Annotated in this window: 19 protein-coding genes; 13 read left to right on the top strand and 6 right to left on the bottom strand. The window is 65.9% G+C overall.

The window, feature by feature from the left end:
* On the bottom strand, positions 1-1,868 hold a 1,868-nt coding region (locus U5A57_RS40395), incomplete at its 3' end, for a DEAD/DEAH box helicase (protein ID WP_321917841.1).
* A 206-nt stretch (positions 1,869-2,074) separates the two neighbouring features.
* Between U5A57_RS40395 and U5A57_RS40400 the strand changes: the two genes are divergently transcribed.
* Positions 2,075-3,124: an aldo/keto reductase gene (locus U5A57_RS40400; RefSeq protein WP_321917845.1), complete on the top strand. Its 1,050-nt coding sequence runs from the start codon at positions 2,075-2,077 to the stop codon at positions 3,122-3,124.
* A 94-nt stretch (positions 3,125-3,218) separates the two neighbouring features.
* Here U5A57_RS40400 and U5A57_RS40405 read toward each other — a convergent pair whose 3' ends face one another.
* Entirely contained in the window at positions 3,219-3,566 is a 348-nt protein-coding gene (locus tag U5A57_RS40405) for a BON domain-containing protein (protein ID WP_321917870.1), read from the bottom strand.
* 339 nt (positions 3,567-3,905) lie between these two features.
* On the opposite strand from U5A57_RS40405, the gene U5A57_RS40410 reads away from it, so the two are divergent.
* Together U5A57_RS40410 and U5A57_RS40415 are read left to right on the top strand one after the other, a co-directional pair.
* The gene (locus U5A57_RS40410) at positions 3,906-5,450 is read left to right on the top strand and encodes an RNA polymerase factor sigma-54 (RefSeq protein ID WP_321917846.1); all 1,545 of its coding nucleotides are present in this window, start codon (positions 3,906-3,908) and stop codon (positions 5,448-5,450) included.
* A 184-nt stretch (positions 5,451-5,634) separates the two neighbouring features.
* Complete coding sequence (locus tag U5A57_RS40415) at positions 5,635-6,279, top strand: TetR/AcrR family transcriptional regulator (protein ID WP_321917848.1); 645 nt, start codon at positions 5,635-5,637, stop codon at positions 6,277-6,279.
* Between the two features lie 31 nt (positions 6,280-6,310).
* On the opposite strand, the gene U5A57_RS40420 is transcribed toward U5A57_RS40415, so the two are convergent.
* Both U5A57_RS40420 and U5A57_RS40425 read right to left on the bottom strand, forming a co-directional pair.
* On the bottom strand, positions 6,311-7,612 hold the full coding sequence (locus U5A57_RS40420) for a cation:proton antiporter (protein ID WP_321917850.1): 1,302 nt from the start codon (positions 7,610-7,612) through the stop codon (positions 6,311-6,313).
* Between the two features lie 262 nt (positions 7,613-7,874).
* Complete coding sequence (locus tag U5A57_RS40425; protein WP_321917871.1) at positions 7,875-8,702, bottom strand: DUF72 domain-containing protein; 828 nt, start codon at positions 8,700-8,702, stop codon at positions 7,875-7,877.
* A 185-nt stretch (positions 8,703-8,887) separates the two neighbouring features.
* On the opposite strand from U5A57_RS40425, the gene U5A57_RS40430 reads away from it, so the two are divergent.
* Positions 8,888-9,292, top strand: coding sequence for a transposase (locus U5A57_RS40430; RefSeq protein ID WP_321917852.1), 405 nt, complete (start codon positions 8,888-8,890; stop codon positions 9,290-9,292).
* Between the two features lie 49 nt (positions 9,293-9,341).
* Here U5A57_RS40430 and U5A57_RS40435 read toward each other — a convergent pair whose 3' ends face one another.
* Positions 9,342-11,009, bottom strand: a complete 1,668-nt coding sequence (locus U5A57_RS40435; RefSeq protein ID WP_321917854.1) for an AAA family ATPase — start codon at positions 11,007-11,009, stop codon at positions 9,342-9,344.
* 206 nt (positions 11,010-11,215) lie between these two features.
* Between U5A57_RS40435 and U5A57_RS40440 the strand changes: the two genes are divergently transcribed.
* Positions 11,216-12,193 carry an acetyltransferase gene (locus U5A57_RS40440; protein ID WP_321917856.1) on the top strand — a complete coding sequence of 326 codons (978 nt, stop codon included), beginning with the start codon at positions 11,216-11,218 and terminating at the stop codon, positions 12,191-12,193.
* A gap of 27 nt (positions 12,194-12,220) precedes the next feature.
* On the opposite strand, the gene U5A57_RS40445 is transcribed toward U5A57_RS40440, so the two are convergent.
* Entirely contained in the window at positions 12,221-14,656 is a 2,436-nt protein-coding gene (locus tag U5A57_RS40445) for a phosphoketolase family protein (protein WP_321917858.1), read from the bottom strand.
* A gap of 343 nt (positions 14,657-14,999) precedes the next feature.
* Here U5A57_RS40445 and U5A57_RS40450 point away from each other — a divergent pair, with 343 nt between their 5' ends.
* From U5A57_RS40450 to U5A57_RS40485, 8 genes are all read left to right on the top strand, one after another.
* Positions 15,000-15,986, top strand: coding sequence for a zinc-dependent alcohol dehydrogenase family protein (locus U5A57_RS40450; protein ID WP_321917859.1), 987 nt, complete (start codon positions 15,000-15,002; stop codon positions 15,984-15,986).
* A 158-nt stretch (positions 15,987-16,144) separates the two neighbouring features.
* On the top strand, positions 16,145-16,606 hold the full coding sequence (locus tag U5A57_RS40455; protein ID WP_321917860.1) for a universal stress protein: 462 nt from the start codon (positions 16,145-16,147) through the stop codon (positions 16,604-16,606).
* Positions 16,607-17,026: 420 nt separating this feature from the next.
* Complete coding sequence (locus tag U5A57_RS40460) at positions 17,027-17,575, top strand: hypothetical protein (protein WP_321917861.1); 549 nt, start codon at positions 17,027-17,029, stop codon at positions 17,573-17,575.
* Complete coding sequence (gene phbB, locus U5A57_RS40465; RefSeq protein ID WP_321917863.1) at positions 17,565-18,311, top strand: acetoacetyl-CoA reductase; 747 nt, start codon at positions 17,565-17,567, stop codon at positions 18,309-18,311. Before U5A57_RS40460 ends, phbB begins: the two co-directional genes overlap by 11 nt.
* Positions 18,312-18,562: 251 nt before the next feature.
* A complete protein-coding gene (locus U5A57_RS40470; protein WP_321917864.1) occupies positions 18,563-18,994 on the top strand; it encodes an Hsp20/alpha crystallin family protein in 432 nt (143 codons plus the stop codon).
* Between the two features lie 248 nt (positions 18,995-19,242).
* Positions 19,243-19,455, top strand: coding sequence for a hypothetical protein (locus tag U5A57_RS40475; RefSeq protein WP_321917866.1), 213 nt, complete (start codon positions 19,243-19,245; stop codon positions 19,453-19,455).
* A gap of 159 nt (positions 19,456-19,614) precedes the next feature.
* Positions 19,615-19,776: a hypothetical protein gene (locus U5A57_RS40480; protein WP_321917868.1), complete on the top strand. Its 162-nt coding sequence runs from the start codon at positions 19,615-19,617 to the stop codon at positions 19,774-19,776.
* 244 nt (positions 19,777-20,020) lie between these two features.
* Positions 20,021-21,010 carry a hypothetical protein gene (locus tag U5A57_RS40485; RefSeq protein ID WP_321917869.1) on the top strand — a complete coding sequence of 330 codons (990 nt, stop codon included), beginning with the start codon at positions 20,021-20,023 and terminating at the stop codon, positions 21,008-21,010.
* The last annotated feature ends 104 nt before the right edge of the window (positions 21,011-21,114 follow it).

The raw sequence follows: 21,114 nt of genomic DNA on the forward strand, positions 1-21,114 counted from the left end.
GCATCGATCAGCGCCGCTTCCACCTGCTTGCGCAGCCGCGAGATCGCGAACGAAAGCTCGTCGCTGCGGCCCGGCGCCTCGCCCAGCCAGAACGGGATGTTGGGCGGCTGCCCTTGGGCATCTTCCACACGTACGCGGCCCGCTTCGATGCGCAGAATGCGGTACGACGCGTTGCCGAGCTGGAACACGTCGCCCGCAAGGCTTTCGACGGCGAAGTCCTCGTTGACGGTGCCGATCTGCACGCCCTGCGGTTCCAGCAGCACCGAGTAGTCGGCGTTGTCGGGGATCGTGCCGCCCGACGTGAGCGCGACGAGCCGAGCGCCGCGCCGTGCGCGCAGCGTGTGGCTGACCACGTCGCGATGAAGATAAGCGGCGCGCGGCCCGTGACGGCTCGTGTAGCCCTCGGCGAGCATGCGCAGCACGGCGTCGAACTGTGCGCGCTCGAGCGCGGCCCACGGCGCGGCGCGGCGCACGAGCGCATAGAGCGCGTCTTCTTCCCAGGATTCGCCGGCCACTTCCGCGACGATTTGCTGCGCGAGCACGTCGAGCGGCGCGTGCGGCGGCACAAGGCGATCGAGTTCGCCGCGCCGCACGCTGTCGAGCAGCGCCGCGCATTCGATCAGGTCGTCGCGCGAAGTGGGGAAGAGCCGCCCCTTGGGCACGCCGCCGACCTGGTGTCCTGAGCGCCCCACGCGCTGCAGGAAGGCCGCGATCGAGCGCGGCGAGCCGATCTGGCACACGAGATCGACGTCGCCGATATCGATGCCCAGTTCCAGCGACGCCGTCGCCACGAGCACGCGCAAGTCGCCGCTCTTTAACCGCTGCTCGGCGAGAAAACGATGCTCGCGCGCGAGGCTGCCGTGGTGCGCGGCGACGACTTCGGCACCCAGACGATCGGTGAGATGGCGCGCTACGCGCTCGGCCATGCGGCGCGTGTTGACGAACACGAGCGTGGTGCGGTGCAAGGCGACGAGTTCGGCCATGCGGTCGTACACGCGCTCCCACACGTCGTTCGCCATCACGGCTTCGAGCGGCACGGGCGGCACTTCGATCGCGAGGTCGCGCTTGCGCGTATGGCCCACGTCAACGATATCGCAGGCGGGCGGGCTTGCGTCCGCGTCTTGCGCCGCCTCGCCCATGCCCACCAGAAAGCGCGCAACGGTTTCGATCGGCTTTTGCGTGGCGGAAAGGCCGATGCGCAGCAGGCGCGCGCCGCACAACGCGTCGAGCCGTTCGAGACTCAGCGCGAGATGGCAGCCGCGCTTGTTGCCCGCGAGCGCGTGAATTTCGTCGACGATCACGCTGCGCGCGCTCGCCAGCATGCGGCGGCCTGACTCGGAGCCGAGCAGCACGTAAAGCGACTCAGGCGTCGTCACGAGAATATGCGGCGCGCGCTTTCTGAGCGCCGCGCGCTCGGGCTGCGGCGTGTCGCCGGTGCGCACGGCGGTGCGGATTTCGACCGGCGGCAAGCCGAGGCGCGCGAGTTCCGTAGCGATACCTTCGAGCGGCCTCTCGAGATTGAGCCGGATGTCGTTGGAAAGCGCCTTGAGCGGCGAAACGTAGACGACGAGCGTCGCGTCGGGCAACGCGCCGCCGTTCGCGAGACCTTCGCGCACGAGCTCGTCGAGCGCGGCGAGAAAGGCGGTGAGCGTCTTGCCCGAGCCAGTTGGGGCGGCCACCAGCGTCGCGCGCCGGCTCGCGATGAGCGGCCAGGCGGCGCGTTGCGCGGCGGTGGGCGCGTCGAAGCTGCGCCGGAACCAGTCGGCCACGGCCGGATGAAAGCGCGCGAGCACGTCGCTTTCTGCGCCGTCGTGACTGGCCGCGGCTCCAGGCGCGTGCGAATCGGATACGGGCGAAGACGTTGTCATGCGGATGTCAGGCGGCGGAGAAGTCAGCATTGCACGTCCGTCAGTCTCGCAGCTTTCGTGCGCGCCTGCCTGGCGGGAGAGAAGCGGGAGAGGCGGGAGAGGCGGGAGAGAGGTGGTCGGGTCCGGGCCGGCGTTCGGCAAGCGTCACGCGAACGCAGTATCCTCGCCGCGTTGGCTTTTCCCTCGAACCACGACGGAGTCACACCATGCGTTACAACCCCCTGGGCCGCACGGGCCTGTTCGTTTCGGAACTCTGCCTCGGCACGATGACCTTCGGCGGCGGCGCCGGCATCTGGAACCAGATCGGCGATCTCCAGCAATCCGACGCCGAACGTCTCGTTGGGCGCGCGCTGGATGCGGGCATCAATTTCATCGATACCGCCGACGTCTACTCGCAGGGCGTGTCCGAGCAGATCACCGGTCAGGCGCTCAAGAACCTCAAGGTCCCGCGCGAGCAGGTCGTGATCGCGACGAAAGTATTCGGCGAAATGGGCTCGTCGCCGAACGAGCGCGGCGCCACGCGCTATCACATCATGGATGGCGTGAAGGCGAGCCTGAAGCGCCTGCAGCTCGATCACATCGACCTCTACCAGATTCACGCGTTCGATCCCGTGACGCCCATCGAGGAGACGGTGCACGCGCTCGATACGCTCGTGCAGCAGGGGTACGTGCGCTACGCCGGCGTGTCGAACTGGGCGGCCTGGCAGATCGTGAAGGCGCTCGGCATTGCGCAGCGCGAAGGGCTCGCGCGCTTCGAGTCGCTGCAGGCCTACTACACGATCGCGGGACGGGATCTCGAGCGCGAACTCGTGCCGATGCTGGAAAGCGAGGGCCTCGGGCTGATGGTCTGGAGTCCGCTCGCGGGCGGACTCTTGAGCGGCAAGTACGGTCGCGACCAGCAAGGCGAGGCGGGCAGCCGGCGCACGACCTTCGATTTTCCGCCCGTGAACCGCGAGCGCGCATGGGACTGCGTGGACGCGATGCGGCCGATCGCGCAAGCCAAAGGCGTGTCGGTCGCGCAAATCGCGCTCGCGTGGCTGCTGCATCAGAAGGTGGTGACATCGGTGATCATCGGCGCGAAACGTGTCGATCAACTCGACGACAACATCGCCGCGACGAAAGTGAAGCTCAGTGTCGAAGAGCTAGGTGTGCTGGGTGAGGCGAGCGGATTGCCCGCCGAGTATCCGGGCTGGATGCTCGCGCGCCAGGGCGAGCAACGGCGCGCGCAGCTCAGCCAATCGCGCGAGCAGGAGTGAGGCAGGCATGAGGAGCGCCGGCGGTGGCGGCCGCCGGCGCGATCCGGTCTGGAATTGGCTCGTTGTTGCGGTCTGGCGGGGTGTGTTAGACCTCTTAGCTCGCCACCGAGACCTTCAGATGGTTCTTCACTGAGGTCACACCCGAGACGCCTTCCACGACCTGTTTGGCGTTGTCGCGGTCTTCGGCGCTCGGCACCGTGCCGGTGAGCGAGACCACGCCCTTACGCGTCTTCACGTGGATGTGCTCGGACTTCACGTTCTTCGCGCCGAGCAGTTCGGCCTTGACCTTGGTCGTGATGGTTGCGTCGTCAACGTGCTGGCCCACGGATTCCGAACTGCCCGAAGGCGCGGCGCTGTTCGTCGTGGTCTGCGCACCGGCCAGCAGTGCGAACGTCATGCAGGCGGCGCCAGCCGCGGTCTTGAGGATCAGGATGCGCTTCATGGCTACTCCCTTTCTGGTTGTGGTCATGGCCTGCCTCCGCAAGGTGCGTGCCTCGCCGCGTTCGTGCTCGCGCTGCTTGTTATTGGAAAGCCCCCCGGAAGCGACCGGAGCCGGCTTCGATGCGGGATAGACGGTTCGTCCATGCGGCCACGATTTTCCCAACCGGCATGCGCCGCAATTTTTCCGCACCTTTGTAAAAATCTCCACTGTGGGGTCGGAAAAGAGGCTCGCTTAGCCGCTGTTGCAAGCGTCGATCCCGTTTCAAAACAGGGTGTTGTAAAAACTGGCATGGCTGTTGCATGAGAGGGCTGTCACTCAATTCAACAAAACGGGATTGCCATGCCTTCCATCGCGTTACACGCGCGCCAGCATCTGGCGCTCACGCCGCGTCTTCAGCAGGCGGTGAGGCTGCTGCAACTGTCGTCGCTCGAGTTCCAGCAGGAGCTGCGCGAAGCGCTCGACACCAATCCGTTCCTCGAATACGTTCCGCCCGCCTCGGACACCGGCGAGGCCGCCGAAGCGGCCAATGGCGCAGCGGGCATCGGCTCCGCGGTGGCGCCCGCGGCCGAAGCCCCCGCCATGGCGACAGAAGGCGCGGGTGAATCGAGCTTCGAAGGCGGCCTCGACGCCGGCATGGGTCAGGACGCTTCCCCATACGGCGAGACGTCATACGCCGAGAGCAGCTACAGCGACGAAGGCTCGGGCTACACCGCCGAGATGCCGACACCGGGCGCCTTGCGCACGTCGAGCTATCGCGGCGGCGAGGACAGCGATTCCGAAGCCTCCGACTGGGTGCGTGTGCCGGTTACGCTGCGCGAGCAGCTGCATGAGGCCTTGCGCCTCGCGCCGCTCGAGGACCTCGACCGTATCGCGGTGCAGGTCGTGATCGAGGCGCTCGACGACGACGGCTATCTACGCCAGGATCTCGCCGATCTTGCCGATGAAGAGGGCGGCGTTGACACGCTCGACGAAGACCGCTTGCGGGTGGCGCTGCGCGTGGTGCAGACGCTCGATCGCCCCGGCATCGGCGCGCGTTCGCTCTCCGAATGCCTTGCGCTGCAGCTCGATGCGATGCCTTCCGACACGCCGCATCGCGAACTGGCGCTGCAGATCGTCACGCAGCATCTCGAGCGCCTCGCGCGCCGCGAACACGGCGAGCTGCAGCGCCAGCTCGGCTGCGACGCCGCTTCGCTGCAGGCCGCGAGCGCACTCGTGCGCCGCCTCGATCCGAAGCCGGGCAACCACTATGGGCGCGCAGACGGCGGCTATGTCGTTCCCGACGTGATCGTGCGCCAGGTGCGTGGCAAGTGGGTGGTGAGCGTGAACCCGGCCATCGAGCCGCGCGCGCGCATCCACAAGCTCTATGCGGAGATGTTCGCGCGCTCGGACCAGACGAGCCGCTCGCCACTCGCGCAACAGCTGCAGGAAGCGCGCTGGCTGATCCGCAACGCGCATAAGCGCTGCGAGACGATCCTGCGTGTGGGCGAGTGCATCGTCGCGCGCCAAAAGGCGTTTTTCCAGTATGGCGAGATTGCGCTGCGGCCCATGCTGCTGCGCGACGTCGCCGACGAACTGGGCCTGCACGAATCGACCGTCTCACGCGCCACGGGCAACAAGTACATGGCCACGCCGCGCGGCATCTTCGAGTTCAAGCGCTTTTTCCCGCGAGAACTCGAAACACGCACGGGCGGCACCTGCTCGGCGGCCGCGGTGCGCGCGCTCATCAAGGAAATGATCGACGCCGAAGATCCGCGCGACCCGCTTTCCGACGTAATCCTCACGCAGGAACTCGAAAAGCAGGGTGTGCAGGTGGCGCGCCGCACGGTCACGAAGTATCGGCAGATGATGAAGCTGCCGGCGGCGGAAATGCGCCGGCAGATTTGAGGCGCGCGGTTTCATCTGCGTGCGAAAAGACGGGGGGAGGTCAGCGGCGCGTGACCGGCGTGACGATATGCATGACGACGCGTATCGTCACGCGCGCCGCTTCAACGCATCTCGGGCGGGCATGCCCGGTCATCGGTAGAATACGAGCCATTGCTCATATTCGACGGCCTTTCCCTTCCCCGCCATGACTCAAACGCCACGCGGCAAAAGCCGCGCCGCGGCACTAGAGGCGCGCAAGCGGCCCGTGCAGCGCCGTTCCGCCGCCACTGTCGACGCGATACTCGAAGCCGCCGCGCGCATTCTCGAAAGCGCCGGCCTGGCCGGCTACACCACGAACGCCATCGCGGCGCGCGCGGGTGTGAGTGTCGGCTCGCTCTATCAATATTTTCCGAACCGCGACGCGCTGACCGCCGCCTTGATCGACCGTGAGAGCGCGCCGCTCCTTGCCGAGGTCGAGGCCGCCGCTGCGGCGTCGAGCTGCGAGGCGGCAATGCTCAGGCTGATTCGTGCGGCGGTCGCGCATCAGATGCGACGCCCGGAACTGGCGCGTCTGCTCGATTTCGAGGAGCGGCGACTGCCGCTTGGCGAGCGCGACGCACGCGTGAGCGAGCGCATTCACGCGGTGCTCGTCGGCGCGTTCGAACTCGCCGATGCGCCACGAATCGACGACCGGCAGACCACCGCGCACGACGTGATCGCCATCGTGCGCGGCATGGTCGACGCAGCGGGCGAGCGTGGCGAAACCGATGCTCACGCGCTGGAGGCGCGCGTCACGCGTGCAGCGATCGGTTATTTGTGGCGCACCGAGCGCACCGAGCGCGGCGAGTAGCGTAAGCGGCCCCGTTTGCCTGCGTTGGCGCTCAGGGTGCGGCGCGTTCGCTCGAAGTGCGTGGTGCGATGCCGAGCCATCGCGCGACACGCCCTAACGTGAGGCCGTTGCACAGCAGATTCAGCAGCACGAAGGCCGCTGCCATGGCGGCAGCGAATGCGCGGGTACCGGGCGAAAGCGCATCGTTGCGCGCGACGCAAACGGCGAGCGTGAGCGTGACGGGGCCGCGCACGCCGCCCCATGCGATCAGCCATTGGTGCGCGCGCGGCAGCGGCTCACAGATGCCAAGGCGGCTCAGCAGCGGTACGAAGATCGTAAGGATGCCGAATCGGCTCAGAATGGCGGCCACCAGCGCGAGCGCGAGCGGAAGGGTGTCGCGCATATTCAGCTTGTCCAGCAAACCGGGCACGCGCGCCGACGCGAGCAGAAAAACAGCGGCAGAGGCGATGCCAGCCTGGTACGCCCATAGCTGGCGAAACAGGGTTTGGCTCGCGGCGGGGCGGCGTGTTTGCATGAGCCGGTTGGCCGCGAGACCCGCGCACACGACAGCGGCCACGCCGGAAACGTGAAGCCAGCGTTCCGCGGCGGGATAGAGCAGCGTGGGCAGCGCGAGCGAGAGCGCGTACTCGGAAAAGGGCAGACTGCGCAACGCGCTCGAGACGGTGACGAAAAGCGCGCCCGCGAGCGCGCCGAACGCGCAGCCGCCGACGAGGGAAACGACGAAGGATGCGAGCGGATGGCCGTGCGTGTGCGCGGTGGACGGCGCGAGCGCCAGCGCGCTGGTGAGGAGTGTGGAGATGGCGATGGCGGCGGCGTCGTTGAGCAGGCTTTCGCCCTCGATCAGCCGGATCAGGCGTTCGGGCGCGCCGCTGTTGCGAAAGAGCCCGATGACGGTGGAAGGATCCGTCGTGCTGACGATTGCGCCGAGCAGCAGGCACACAATCAGGCTCTCGCCGCTGCTGATCCACGTGGCGACACCAACGCCTGCCGCGGCGGCGGCCACTGCGCCAATCGCGAGCAAGAGGATAGGCGCGAGATCGGCGAGAAGACCGCGCGTATCGACCTGCAACGCCGCTTCGAAGAGGATGGGCGGCAGGAATATCCAGAGATAGGCCTCGGGAGGAAGCGACGGCGTGAGGAAAGGGATGACGCTCGAAGCCGTGAAGCCAGGGGCGAAGTGAAGCAGGGCGAGGTATCCGGTGCCGAGCAGCACGCCGGCGCAGGTCAGGCCGAACGAATCGGAGAGGCGAAAGCGCTGTGCGGCGGCATGGCAGAGCGCGATGATGAGCAGCAGGACGCCGGTGCGGATGGTGAATTCGATTGCGGTTTGCAAAGGCAGGAAACTCCGAGGTGCGGCGGGGCGGCGGGAGGGCCCGCACCGCATCGATGCAGTATCTCGCTGCGATGCAGCATTGCGGGTTGACGTATATCAATTTGCCGCTGACAGAGTCATTACGACACCATTACGGGTTTTTACGAGCCGGATCAGAGGCAAGGCCGGACCCCGCCGGCCCCCAAAAGGCGCTCGCAAACGGTGACGGTGATTTTTGGGGGCGCGATCGTCGTCGAGGCGTGGCTCGATGCGCCGTGCGCAGCTAGTTCGCGGCGAGGCGCTCGATCAGCCCCATGGCCGCCGCCGGGTTGCGTTCCTTGAAGCCGCTGATGACGTAGAGATAGACGTCCCGGCCGGCCTTCGCGGCGAGCGGCTGTGCGTAGGTGGCAAGATCGCCCGGGGATTCGCCGCGCGACCAGGCGAGCGCGCGGCTGGCCCACAGGTCGAGGTCAGCCGGGGCGTAGCCCTGCGGGTGATCCTGTGCGGTCCCCATGATGCGGGCATAGACGAACGGCGCACTGGTGTCGCCGATCAGCGGGTAACTGGAGTCACCGGAGACGACGATCGCCGCCTTGTGCTTGCGCGCGAGCGCGACGAATTCCGGCGTGCAAAAGCTCTCGTCGCGCACTTCGAGCGCATGGCGCAGAGGACGGCCCTCGGCCTCGCCTGGCAGCAGTTCCAGGAATCGTGCGTAGTCCTCTGGATCGAAGCGTTTGCCTGGCGTGAGTTGCCAGTTGATCGGTCCGAGCTTGTCGCGCAGGTTCAATACGCCGCCGCTCAGGAAGCGCTCGATCGTGGCCCCGGCCTCGGCCAGCACACGGCGATTCATCGCAAAGCGCGGGGCTTTCAGCGAGAACACGAAGTCTTCGGGCGTTTCGTCGTGCCAGCGCGTGAAGCTTTCCGGGCGCTGCGCGCCGTAGTAGGTACTGTTGATTTCCAGCGTAGAGAGATGGCGGCTCGCATATTCCAGCTCGCGGCGTTGCGCCAGGCCGCTGGGGTAGAACGCGCCCCGCCAGGGCGCATAGATCCAGCCGCCCACACCAACGCGTATCCGGCCGTGCCGGGCTTTTGAACTGGATGAGGGCGCCATCGGAAATCCGCCGTCGAAGCCTCGAAACGAGCAGTGTAGCGCGGCACTGGCCACGGCCGCCGGTTAGCGTGCCGGATCGCGACTTGCGAATTCATCTCGATTTTTAAGCATAGTCCGATATTTTCTTGTGGGCTGTGAGGCTACTTTAGTCGTGTTGTGTCAGATAACCTCACAGGGACCATCAGATGTCTTCCCGCATATCTCCGGAACTCACCGATGCGCAGTGGCGCAGCATCGAGCCTATGTTTCACGAAATCCGCGTTGACGGTCGTCGTCGCGGGCGCCCAGCACATAATCCTCGTCTCGTTTTTGCCGGCATCCTCTGGGTTTTGGCCACCGGCTCGGTCTGGTCGAAGTTGCCCGAGCAGTATCCCGATTTCCGCACCTGCCATCGCCGCTTCAAGCTGTGGTTCGACGCCGGACTCGTGCATCACGCCATGGAACGTCTGCATGGCCAGGAAGGCCTTGCCCTGTGCACGGCAATGGCCGCGCGCATGCAGCCGTGGCGCGCACCGGTTGGCCGCAAGCCGCGCTATCCGGTGGCGTCCACGCTGCGCTGGCCGCTCGTGCGGCCTTTCGTCGAGCGATAAGCAAGCAGGGCGCAGGGCTGTGGCGGCGGATAATGAGTCCGCCGCAGAATCAAATCTCCCCATCCTCCGCATGCAAACGCGCGAACAGCGGTGCCCACCACGGCTCGTGCGAGAAGGCCTCGATTTCCACGTCGGTGTTGAGATCAACGGTGCGCTGCCGCTCGCGCGCATCGAGTGGGTCCGCTTGCGCGAACTGTTTGGCAAGCACTTCGGCGCCCGCGTCGGACGCGTCGCGCGGCCCGCGCGCGCGGGCGTTGACGCGCTCGGCGAGCCGCACTTGCGGCGCGTGAAAGTTCAGGATCAGCATTGGCCGGTTCAACTCACGCGCGAGCGCCGCGAAGCGCGCGCGATGTGCAGCCTTGAGAAACGTCGCATCGACGATCGCGGTGTAGCCCGCGTTCAGCACGTCGCGCACATGAGCGACCAGGCGTTCGTAGTGCGCGTCGAGTGCAGCTTGTGTGTACGCGCTTGCCGGCAGCGCGCCGAGCGAGGGCGGCGCGAAGGGTTCGAGGCGCTTGCGTTCGAGATCGCTCGACACACGGATCGCCCCGCTCAGTTCGGCGAGCGCACGGCTCGCCACTGACTTACCCGACCCCGAAAAGCCGTGGCACAGCATCAGCCAGGGCGCGGCTTCGTGCATGATGCGCGCTTCGCTTGCCGCTAGCGTGAGGTAGCGCGCGACGTCGCCGCCGAGCGCTGGCGCATGGTGTGGCGCAGGCGATCCTGCCTTGAGTTTCGCCACGAGTGCGCGCACCAGCGCGCGATAGACGACATAAAGCCGCAGCGCAGCGAGCCCCGCGAAATCGCCCGTGGCTTCCAGGTAGCGATTGAGCATGCGGTGCGCGTACACCGCCTGGCCGTGCGCGCGCAGATCCATCAGCATGAACGCGAGGTCGCAGGTCACGTCGATCCAGCGCAGCGCGTCGCTGAATTCGATGCAATCGAACATCAACGCGTGCCGCCCGCGCCGCACGATATTGTCGAGATGCAGATCGCCGTGGCAGGCGCGCACGAATCCGTTCGCGCGCCGTGCATCGACGTGCCGCGCCAGACGCGTGATTTCGCTTTCGCAGATCGCGCGCAAGCCAGCGTGCTCTACAGCGTGCGCCGTGCGCGGATCCGCTTCGAGGGGCGCGAGCGCCGCGAGCACCTGTTCGCGCAGCAGCGCCGCCGAGCCGAAGCGCGCCGCGCTCGCCAGCGGCCCGTGGCCGGCCCGGCGTGCATGGCGATGGACCGTGGCGAGCCTGGTTGCGGCTGCATCGATATCGGTGGTGCTCAGGTCGCCGTTCGAGAGCAGGTTCGAAAACAGCAGGCGCTGGTCGAAGCGGCGCATACGAACCGCGTACTCGACCACTTTTACGTTGCCGTGCATGCCGCGCTTGAGCTTGCAACGCCGACCGTCAAAAAATAGCGCAACGGTTTCGCGATAAATCGGTCCCGCGAACGGCGCATTCAGACGAATCTCAGCTTCGCAGCAGCGGAATCGGGCATCGAGCCGCACAAAATTGACGAACCCGAAATCGACGGGCTTCATGATCTTGTACGCGTACCGCCCAGCGAGATACACCACGGAAATATGCGTTTCGATGCGTACGATCCGCCCGGCCGGGTGCGCGTAGGTCGAGGCGCGCGAGAGCGCGGCGTTCACGAGGCGGCTGTGGCGCCGTGCCGCGCGCAGACGGTTGGCGGCGTGGCGTGAGATCGGCGTGTCGGACATCGGCGTGGCGATTGTGGGAATGAAGGTCTACGGGGCGCAAATCGTCGCAACCAGCATACACGCGAGCAAACGCGGGACGCCCGCTGCACGGCATCTTGCGGCCTTGATCGAAACGGCCTGCATGGGCATCGGCATATTGCACCTTTTGTGCAATCCGGCGAGGCTGCGCGATACTGTCGAGTTCAACCTAACGGGATTTCGGAGACATGGCGCATTTCGACGTATTCAACGGCGACGCAGACGGTATCTGCGCGCTGCATCAACTTCGGCTCGCAAGGCCGCGCGAAGCGACGCTCATCACCGGCGCGAAGCGAGACATCGCACTGGTCGAGCGCGTGCCCGCGCAGCCCGGCGACTCGCTCACCGTGCTCGACATTTCGTTCGACGTGAACCGCAAGGCGCTCACCGCGCTGCTCGCGAAGGACGTCGCGGTCGAATATTTCGACCATCACCACGCAGGCGACCTGCCTATGTCCAGGAATCTGGTCGCGCATATTGACACCACGGCGCAGGTCTGCACGAGCGTGCTCGTCGACCGGCACCTCGCCGGCCGCTACCGTCTCTGGGCAATCGCGGCGGCCTGGGGCGACAACCTGCCCGGCACGGCGCAAGCGCTTGCGCAACAGGCCGGGCTGGACGCCGCGCAGACCGAACAGCTGCGCGAGCTTGGCGAGTCCATCAACTACAACGCTTATGGCGACTGCGTCGATGATCTCGTGATCGCGCCGCTCGATCTGTATGCGGCGATGAAACCTTATGACAACCCGTTCGATTTCATCGCCTCGGAGCCGATCGTCGGTCAACTCGCCCGTTGCCGCCAGGACGATCTCGAACTGGCCCAGGCCATCGCGCCGCTCATCGCGTTGCAGTACGGCAGCGTTTGCGTGCTGCCCGACGAGCCGTGGGCGCGCCGGGTGCGCGGCGTGTTCGCCAACGTGCTTGCGAACGAAGAACCCTCGCGTGCGCACGCGGTGCTGAGCGTGAACGCCGACGGCAACTATGCGGTGAGCGTGCGCGCGCCGCTCACCGAACCGCGCGGCGCGGACGAACTCTGCCGCGCGTTCCCCGGCGGAAACGGCCGGGTGGGCGCGGCAGGCATCGACTGCCTCGAATCGAACCGGCTCGACGCGTTCGTTACCGCGTTCGCGCGCGTGTTCGGACGCACGAAGCCGGCTTCAGTCTGAGCAACCCAACGCGTCAATGCACTGCCACTAAGCTTTTTCACCGCCACCCTGTGTGTTGCGCGCGGCGGGCCAACGCCAGTCGCGAATTTCAGGCATGTCGTCGCCGTACTCGTCCACGTAGCGGCGGTGTGCGGCCAGCTTGTCGTGCAGCGTCTGGCGCAGGTGCGCCGCGCGCTGCGCGAGCCCGTCCACATGGTCGATCACGGCTTCGCACAGGTGGTAGCGGTCAAGCCGGTTGAGCACGGTCATGTCGAACGGCGTGGTCGTCGTGCCTTCCTCGATAAAGCCGTGCACGTGAATGTTCGCGTGATTGGCGCGCCGGTACGTGAGCTTGTGGATCAGCGTCGGGTAACTATGGTGCGCGAAGATTACCGGCTTGTCGGTGGTGAAGAGCGCGTTGAAATCGGCGTCGGGCAGGCCGTGCGGATGGCGGTCGGCGGGTTCGAGCGTCATCAGGTCCACCACGTTCACCACGCGGACCTTCAGGTCGGGAAGGCAGGTGCGCAGCAGGTCTACGGCGGCCAGCGTTTCCATGGTGGGCACGTCGCCGGCGCAGGCCATGACCACGTCGGGCTCGCCGCCGTCGTCGTTGCTCGCCCATTGCCAGATGCCGATGCCGTCTGCGCAGTGGCGTATGGCGGCGTCCATGTCGAGCCATTGCGCCTGCGGCTGCTTGCCCGCCACGATGATGTTGATGCGGTTCCAGGTGCGCAGCACGTGGTCGGTCACGGCAAGCAGCGTGTTGGCGTCTGGCGGCAGATACACGCGCACCGTGTCCGACTTCTTGTTCACCGCGTAGTCGATGAAGCCCGGGTCCTGATGGCTGAAGCCGTTATGGTCCTGGCGCCACACGTGCGAGGTGAGCAGATAGTTGAGCGAGGGCAGCGGCCGCCGCCACGGAATTTCGCGGATCACCTTCAGCCACTTCGCGTGCTGGTTGAACATCGAATCGATGATGTGGATGAATGCCTCGTAACACGACATGAAGCCGTGTCGCCCGGTGAGCAGATAGCCTTCCAGCCAGCCCTGGCAGGTATGCTCGGAGAGCATTTCCATCACGCGGCCGTTGGTGGCCAGCTGGATGTCGTCGGGCGTGAACTCGGCCAGCCAGGTGCGCGACGTCACGTCGAATACGTCGCCCCAGCGGTTCGACGCGGTTTCGTCGGGCCCGAAGATGCGGAAGTTGCGCGTGGGGTCGTTCACGCGCATGACTTCGCGCAGGAACGCGCCCATGACGCGCGTGGCTTCGGCATCCACCTGGCCGGGTGCGGGCACGTCCACGGCGTGGTGCTCGAATGGCGGCACGCGCAGTTCGCGCACACGGCCGCCGCCGTTCGAACGCGGGTTCGCGCTCATGCGTTTTTCGCCTTGCGGCGCGAGCGCGGCGATTTCGGGCACGAGGCGGCCTTGCGCGTCGAACAGTTCTTCGGGCTTGTAGCTGCGCATCCAGCTTTCGAGTAGCGCGAGATGTCCCGGCTTCGAGATGTTTGCAAGCGGCACCTGATGCGAGCGCCACGAGCCTTCGGTCTTCTGGCCATCCACCGTCTTGGGACCGGTCCAGCCCTTGGGCGTGCGCATGACGATCATCGGCCAGCGCGGACGTTCGTAGCCGGGCGGCAGGTTGCCGTGTTCGTCGGCGAGTTCGCGCGCGGCCTTCTGAATGCGTGCGATCTCGTCGAACGCCGTATCGAACGCGGTGGCCATCAGACGATGCGCAACGGCGGGCTCCTCGGCCTCCACGAAGATCGGCGCGTGGCCGTAGCCCTTCATGAGCGAGGCGAGTTCGTCGTCGCCGATGCGCGCGAGCACCGTCGGCCCCGCGATCTTGAAGCCGTTCAAATGGAGAATGGGCAGCACGGCGCCGTCGGTGGCCGGATTGACGAACTTGTTCGAGTGCCAGGACGTGGCGAGCGGGCCCGTTTCGGCTTCGCCGTCGCCCACCACGCAGGCGACGATCAGATCCGGGTTGTCGAACACCGCGCCGTAGGCGTGCGAGAGCGCGTAGCCCAGTTCGCCGCCTTCGTGGATCGAGCCCGGCGTTTGCGGCGCGACGTGGCTCGGAATGCCGCCCGGAAAACTGAACTGCTTGAAGAGCGCCGCCATGCCTTCTTCGTCGTGCGGCACGTTCGGCCAGGTCTCGCTGTAGGTGCCTTCCAGCCAGGTGTTCGCGACGACGGCCGGGCCGCCATGACCAGGCCCCGCGAGAAACAGCACGTCGAGATCGCGCGCGTTGATGATGCGGTTCAGATGCGTGTAGAGGAAATTCAGGCCCGGCGTCGTGCCCCAGTGGCCGAGCAGGCGCGGCTTCACGTGCGCGAGCTGCAGCGGCTCGCGCAGGAGCGGATTGGCGAGCAGATAGATCTGGCCGACCGAAAGATAGTTGGCGGCGCGCCACCAGGCGTCCATGCGGCGCAGCAGGTCGTCGGAAAGCGGCGGGTGGGCAGGGGTGTCGGTAGCGTTCATGCGGGGCTCCGGTTGCGCGGCGGCGGAAGACGGACCGAGGCGGACTGCGTGCGCGGCGCGACGGCGCGCGTGGCGATTGGCGGCTGACGCTGGCCGAAGGTGCGCGGTGGCGTATGCCGGGCGCATGGCCGGGCGGCGGTGCCTCGTGGTCCTGCGGGATTCGTCTTATGTTGCCACGATCGCGCGCTGCGCCACGCCTGAATGTCCCGCGGCTGTGCGTCGCATCGCGTCGTGAAGTTGCGATGCAGCGCGCGATGCACGACAGCCCGCGGCCCGATTGCATAACATGGTTTTATGGTGATCGATGCGGCGCGTCAGCCGCGTTCCGGCGAGGAGGATGGCGATGCGGGCGATGGTGTTCGACGGCGAGAATCCGTGGCTGCGTGAAGCCGATTTACCCGACCCGGCGCCGCGCGCCGGCGAACTGCTGATCGACGTGCGCGCGTGCGGCGTGTGCCGCACCGATCTGCATGTCGTCGACGGCGATCTCGAGCACCCGAAAAAGCCCGTCATTCCCGGTCATGAAATCGTCGGCACGGTCGCGGCGCTTGGCGCCGGCGTGACGGGTTTCGCGCTGGGCGACCGCGTGGGCGTGCCGTGGCTCGGCCACACCTGCGGCCACTGCCGCTTCTGCGCCGACGGGCGCGAGAATCTTTGCGACGCGCCCGGCTTCACGGGCTACACGATCGACGGCGGCTACGCCACGCGCACCGTCGCCGACGCTCGCTACTGCTTCCATCTGCCGCGCCAGTACAGCGACGTCGAAGCCGCGCCGCTGCTCTGCGCGGGACTCATCGGCTATCGCTCGCTCGCGATGGCGGGCGAGGCGCGGCGCATCGGCATTTACGGCTTCGGCGCGGCGGCGCATATCGTCGCGCAGGTCGCGCGTCACCAGGGGCGCACGGTCTACGCGTTCACGCGTCCCGGCGATACTGCGGCGCAGCAGTTCGCGCGGCGCCTGGGCGCAGCGTGGGCCGGCGGCAGCGACGAGCGCGCGCCCGCGGAACTCGACGCGGCGCTGCTGTTCGCACCGGTCGGCGCGCTCGTGCCCGCCGCGCTGCGAGCGCTGACGAAGGGCGGCACGGTCGTGTGCGGCGGCATCCACATGAGCGACATTCCCTCGTTTCCTTACGCATGGCTGTGGGAGGAGCGGCGCATTGTTTCGGTGGCCAATCTCACGCGCGAGGACGGGACGACCTTCATGGCCATCGCCGCGCGTCACAAACTCGAAATCGAGACCACGCCGTACCCGCTCGCGCGTGCGAACGAGGCGCTGGCCGACTTGCGCGAGGGGCGGCTCACGGGCGCGGCCGTGTTGACGATGCGGTGAGTGTGCCTGCGCTCAGGAGGACGGAGATTCTGACGGAATGGAGACAACGGGTCGCACCGCCTGCGGCGCGCATCCGTACCCAAATGCGCTACAACATATTTAGATAGCGCGTGCCGGGAACCCGGCGCGCAATTTGGGCAAGACCCGGGAGGTCAACGATGTACAAGCAGATTCTGGTAGCGGTCGATGGCAGCCGCAGCGGCCGGCGCGCGCTCGACGAGGCCGTGAAGATTGCAAAGGCGACCGGCGGCGCCGTTCAGGCGCTGTGTGTCGTGCGGCATCCTGCGCGGCTCGTGGACGTGAGTTCGGGCTTCGCCGAGGAGCAGGCGCGCCACTCGGCGGAGAACGACGCCGCAACGGCGGCGCTCGAAGAAGCGAAACGGGTGTTCGCGCAGGCCCAGGTGCCGGGCAGCACGCGCGCAGCGGACGCGAGTGGCGAGGAGATTGCCGCCGTCATCGCGCGCATTGCCGCCGAGGAAGACGCGGACCTCGTGGTGATGGGCACACGTGGCTTGTCGGGCATGAAGCGCTTGTTGCTTGGCAGCGTGGCCGAATCGTTCCTGCGTATGGCAGACCGGCCGGTCATGCTGGTACGCGACGAAGAGGCGCCGGTGGCCTGAGCGGGGCACCCGGTTCCGCCGGCCGGTGCGCCGCGAAGGCGAGATCGGCCGGGCAGCCTTTGCGCGGGTTGTTCGGTCACCCCAACGATTCGCTGATCCGTCTCGAAATATCCGCAACAACAAACCCGGTTTTGAATCACCGCGCATCAGATGTCTCGATTTGTGACATTTATCAAGCGGCAAAACGCCCATTCGTTACGCGGGAGCCCGCGTTCCTGCCTATGATGTTGGCTTGAGCCAACTGTATTGCGAAAGCACGGCACTCCGAAGCATCTCGACGCTCATCGTCGCGCGTGAAGCGCTTACATTTCGCTCGCCGCAGAGCACGTTCAATCGCGCTCGACGCTGTCACCCTGGCAGCAAACGCCCCAGCCGCACCGGCACGCGCCGGGCGAAAGCTACATACGGAGGAGATTGATCATGGCTACCGCTTCTCATCCCCCATTCGACGCCTCGCTCGGCAACGCCCTGGGCGCCTCATTCGAAACGTATCGCACCAATACATCGGCCGCGTTGCGCCTGCTCCTCGGGCAGCAGCAATGGCGCGAGCAGCTGGTGAAGCTGGAGCAGCGCCGCATCGCGCGCGACCGCGAGGCGGTCGAAGGCTTGCTCGAATCGCTGCGCACCGCGCGCGACTGGACCGATTTTGCGGTCGCCACGCAATCGGTCTGGCGCGACTATCTCGGCGCGAGCACCACGCTCTGGCAAGAGGGCATGGCGGCGGCGATGCAGAGCACGAGCACATGGTCCGAAAGCGCGCGCGAATTCACGCAGCAGTGGCAGGAGGCTTGCGCGGGTGCGCAAGCGGGCGCGTCCAAGGTGCCCGGCGCGTTGCCGATGCGCGAGTGGATGAATGCTTTCGAGCGTGCGATGAGCAGCGCTGCCAATGGCGCCGCGCATCCGGGCAAGGCCGCGGGTGCTGGCCACGCACAGCGCGCGAGCGCGGGCGGAGGCCAGCATGGCCACTAAGCGCGTTGCCTTCGTCACCGGTGGCATGGGCGGACTCGGCGAAGCGATCAGCCGGCGCTTGCACGACGCGGGCATGACCGTCGCGGTCTCATGCTCGGCGGCGAGCACGCGAGCCGATGCGTGGCTTGCCGCTGAACGCGCGGCGGGCCGCGATTTCGGCTGCCATGAAATGAACGTTGCCGATTGCGATGCCTGCGAGCGCGCGGCGCAGCAAGCGCTCGACGATCTCGGCCAGGTGGACGTGCTCATCAACAATGCGGGCATCACGTGCGACCGCAGCTTCGTCAAGATGTCGAAAGCCGACTGGGATTCGGTGCTGCGCACCGATCTCGACGCGCTCTTCAATGTGACGAAGCCGTTCTTGCCCGGCATGATCGAGCGCGGCTTCGGGCGCATCATCAATATCGGCTCGGTCAACGGCTCGCGCGGCGCTTTCGGGCAGACCAACTATTCGGCGGCGAAAGCGGGTATGCATGGTTTCACGAAGGCGCTCGCACTCGAAGTGGCGAAGAGAGGCGTGACGGTGAACACCGTGTCGCCGGGCTACCTCGCCACGCAAATGGTGGAAGCCGTGCCGAAGGACGTGCTGGACGCGCGCATCCTGCCGCAAATTCCGGTAGGCCGCCTCGGCCAGCCGAATGAGGTCGCCGCACTGGTGGCGTTCCTCTGCTCGGACGACGCGGCGTTCATCACCGGCGCCGATATTGCGATCAACGGCGGCATGCACATGCAATGACGCGCCGCGCGGCGATGCAAAATTTTCTCGCCCGGCGAAAAAAGGGTCTTGCAAACGCGCGAGGCGCCTTCATGTTGGAACGGTAAGCGGCAGCGACCGCGCCGCGCAGGCGGTGCGATGCGTTGCGGCGGTTCCCCGTGGTCGACCGCAGAGGCATCATGCGCCTGCGGTAACTGACAGGGAATTCAGGAGTCCGATGAAATGTAGGTCATTGCATCGACAAGGAAAACGTTCATCCCATGGAGGCATCAATGAGCAATATCTCGCGTTACGATCCGTTTTCGATGGAAAGTGTGCCCGATCTGTTTCACGGGCTGTTCCGGCCGTTGCGTGCCACGAGTGGCGTGGAAGGGCAGGCGGCCAGCATCCGGATCGACGTGACGGAAGACGAAGCTGGCTTCACGGTAAAGGCCGAAATGCCGGGCGTCGAGCGCAAGGACATCGACGTGAAAATCGATGGCAATCTCGTGTCGATTGCAGCAAAGGTCGAGCGGGGCAGCGAGCTGAAGGAAGGCGAGCGCGTTGTGCGTCGCGAGCGGTATTCGGGCAGCGTGAGCCGCGCATTTACGCTCGCAGCGGAAATCGACGACGAAAAGGCGAGCGCGCAATACAAAGATGGCGTGCTGACGTTGGCGCTGCCGAAGAGGGCCGCGGCCGCGAGCAAGCGCCTGGAAATCAACTAAGGTTGAGGACGCTTTGAGCGGGCGGCGCGCAGACTGCATATCGTGCAGCTGCGCGCCGTTTTTATGGGGCAGGACGTTGCCGATTCATCGACACGTAACACAGCGAAACACGACTGTAGCGAAACTGTACGATTGACTCGCTATGCTGGGGAGACTTAAGCCCACGGCCCTTCGGTCGGATGCTTTTCGGGCTTGTGGCGGGAACTGGCGCGCAAACGCCGACTCCGGCCAACCACTGGAGAGACCCGATGCTCAGTCACCACGAACTAGCGACCTTGCTGCTGATCCGTGATGCGGACGCGCCGATTCAGACGCTCGATTCCGATTTCCTCGCGCTGCAGCGCTACCGTCTCGTCGAGATGGACGAAGCGGGCGGCGACCCCACGCTGCGCCTCACGACCCGCGGTCGTGAACTGTTGCGGCGTCTCACGCATGAAGAGGGCGACGAGCGCAGTATTTGAGCGGCCTCCGCGACCTGGTGTTGTGCAGCAAGACGTGTCAAGAGCGTTTCATCGAGCGCTACGCCCGTTACATTCGTGTAATACGCCACTGACCACTCTGCGATACAGTGCTGGCTTTTGGTTCCAACCCACGCTGTTTTCACACGCAAGAGCCGAGTCATGAACGCCGTTTTCAAGCCTGCTGTCCGCCTGTTCGCCCTGATTTCCTGCGCCGCGCTGTTCGCGCCGCTCGCGGCTGTCGCCGCACCGTATCACCACGAGGTGTGCCACGTCGAACACGTTCACCATCACGCTGAGCGCGTCTGCCATCACGTGCGCTAATAGTGGGCCTACTGCGAAACTGACTGCAGGGCAGAACGCCGCACTTACGTGCGGCGTTTCTTTTTTCCTCATGTAATGAGGATTACGAAATAAAAATCGGAAATTTGTACTGCGGCATTTCGTAATGAATTGAAAGACCAGGGTCACACAAGAAATATTACGCCGGGGTATGCTCCGCGTTTCGTTGCATACATTCTGCTTGCGGCGAGTCTCACACCCAAAGCGCAAGGCAACAACGCACGCAATGAAAAACATCACGTCGCTAGCCGCATCCGGTGTTGCCGCCAGCGCGCTCGCTATTGCTTCCGGGTCGGTTTGCGCGCAGGAATTCACGCTCTATGCAGGGCCGCTCAAAAGCGGCGGCGATCATACCTATTCGTGGCAGATGGATTACACGGAAGGTTTTGGCCAGTATTTTGCCGGCAGCATTGCGTGGTTGAACGAAGGCCATATTCCGAATCATCACCGCGACGGCCAGACCATCCAGGCGTGGGCGCGCCTGCCGCTTGCGCAGCGCCGCTTTGTGTTCGCGGTAGGCGTCGGACCGTATCGCTATTTCGACACCGAAGCCGCGTCCCAGGGGCAAGGCTGGTCCGACACGCACGGTTGGGGCGTGCTCTATAGCGCGCGCGCCACGTGGTACGCCGCGAATCGCTGGACGGCGAACCTGCAGCTCAATCGCATCCAGGTGTCGCGCGGTCCATCGACCACCTCGCTCATGCTGGGCATCGGTTATCAGCTCGACGCGCCCGACACGCCAGGCCCGCGCGATTTCGCATTGCCGCGCACGCAGAAAGTGACGAACAACGAGATCACGCTGATGGCGGGCGAGACGATCCTCAACAGCCTCGAATCGCAGACATCGGCGGCGGAGGCGATCGAGTACCGGCGCGGCATCAACTCCTTTCTCGACGCTACCGTGGGCTATCTGCACGAGGGCAACGGCATTTCGGCGCGGCGAGATGGCGCGACGGCGCAGCTCTGGCTCACACGCGCGTTCTTCGACGAGCGTCTCACGCTGGGGTTCGGCGCGGGCCTCTATGCTGCGATTCATCACGGCGAGCACCCCGACGAACGCGATACCGGCGACGGCATTCTGTCGGGGCTCGTTTCCGTCTCGGCTTCATACCGCTTGACGCAGCATTGGGCCGCACGCGTTACGTGGAATCGCGTGGTCACGCGCTATAGCCGCGATACGGACGTGATCCTCGGTGGTATTGGCTATCGGTTCTAAACGGTGGTGAAGTAGCCAGCGCGAGCATGCCGTGCTTCGGCACGGACTTGCCCGCGCGCTCGTCTCGGGGTCAACCGCCCGGAGGGGGACGACCACCGCCACCG

It is taken from the genome of Paraburkholderia sp. J11-2, assembly GCF_905220185.1.
Lineage (GTDB): Bacteria > Pseudomonadota > Gammaproteobacteria > Burkholderiales > Burkholderiaceae > Paraburkholderia.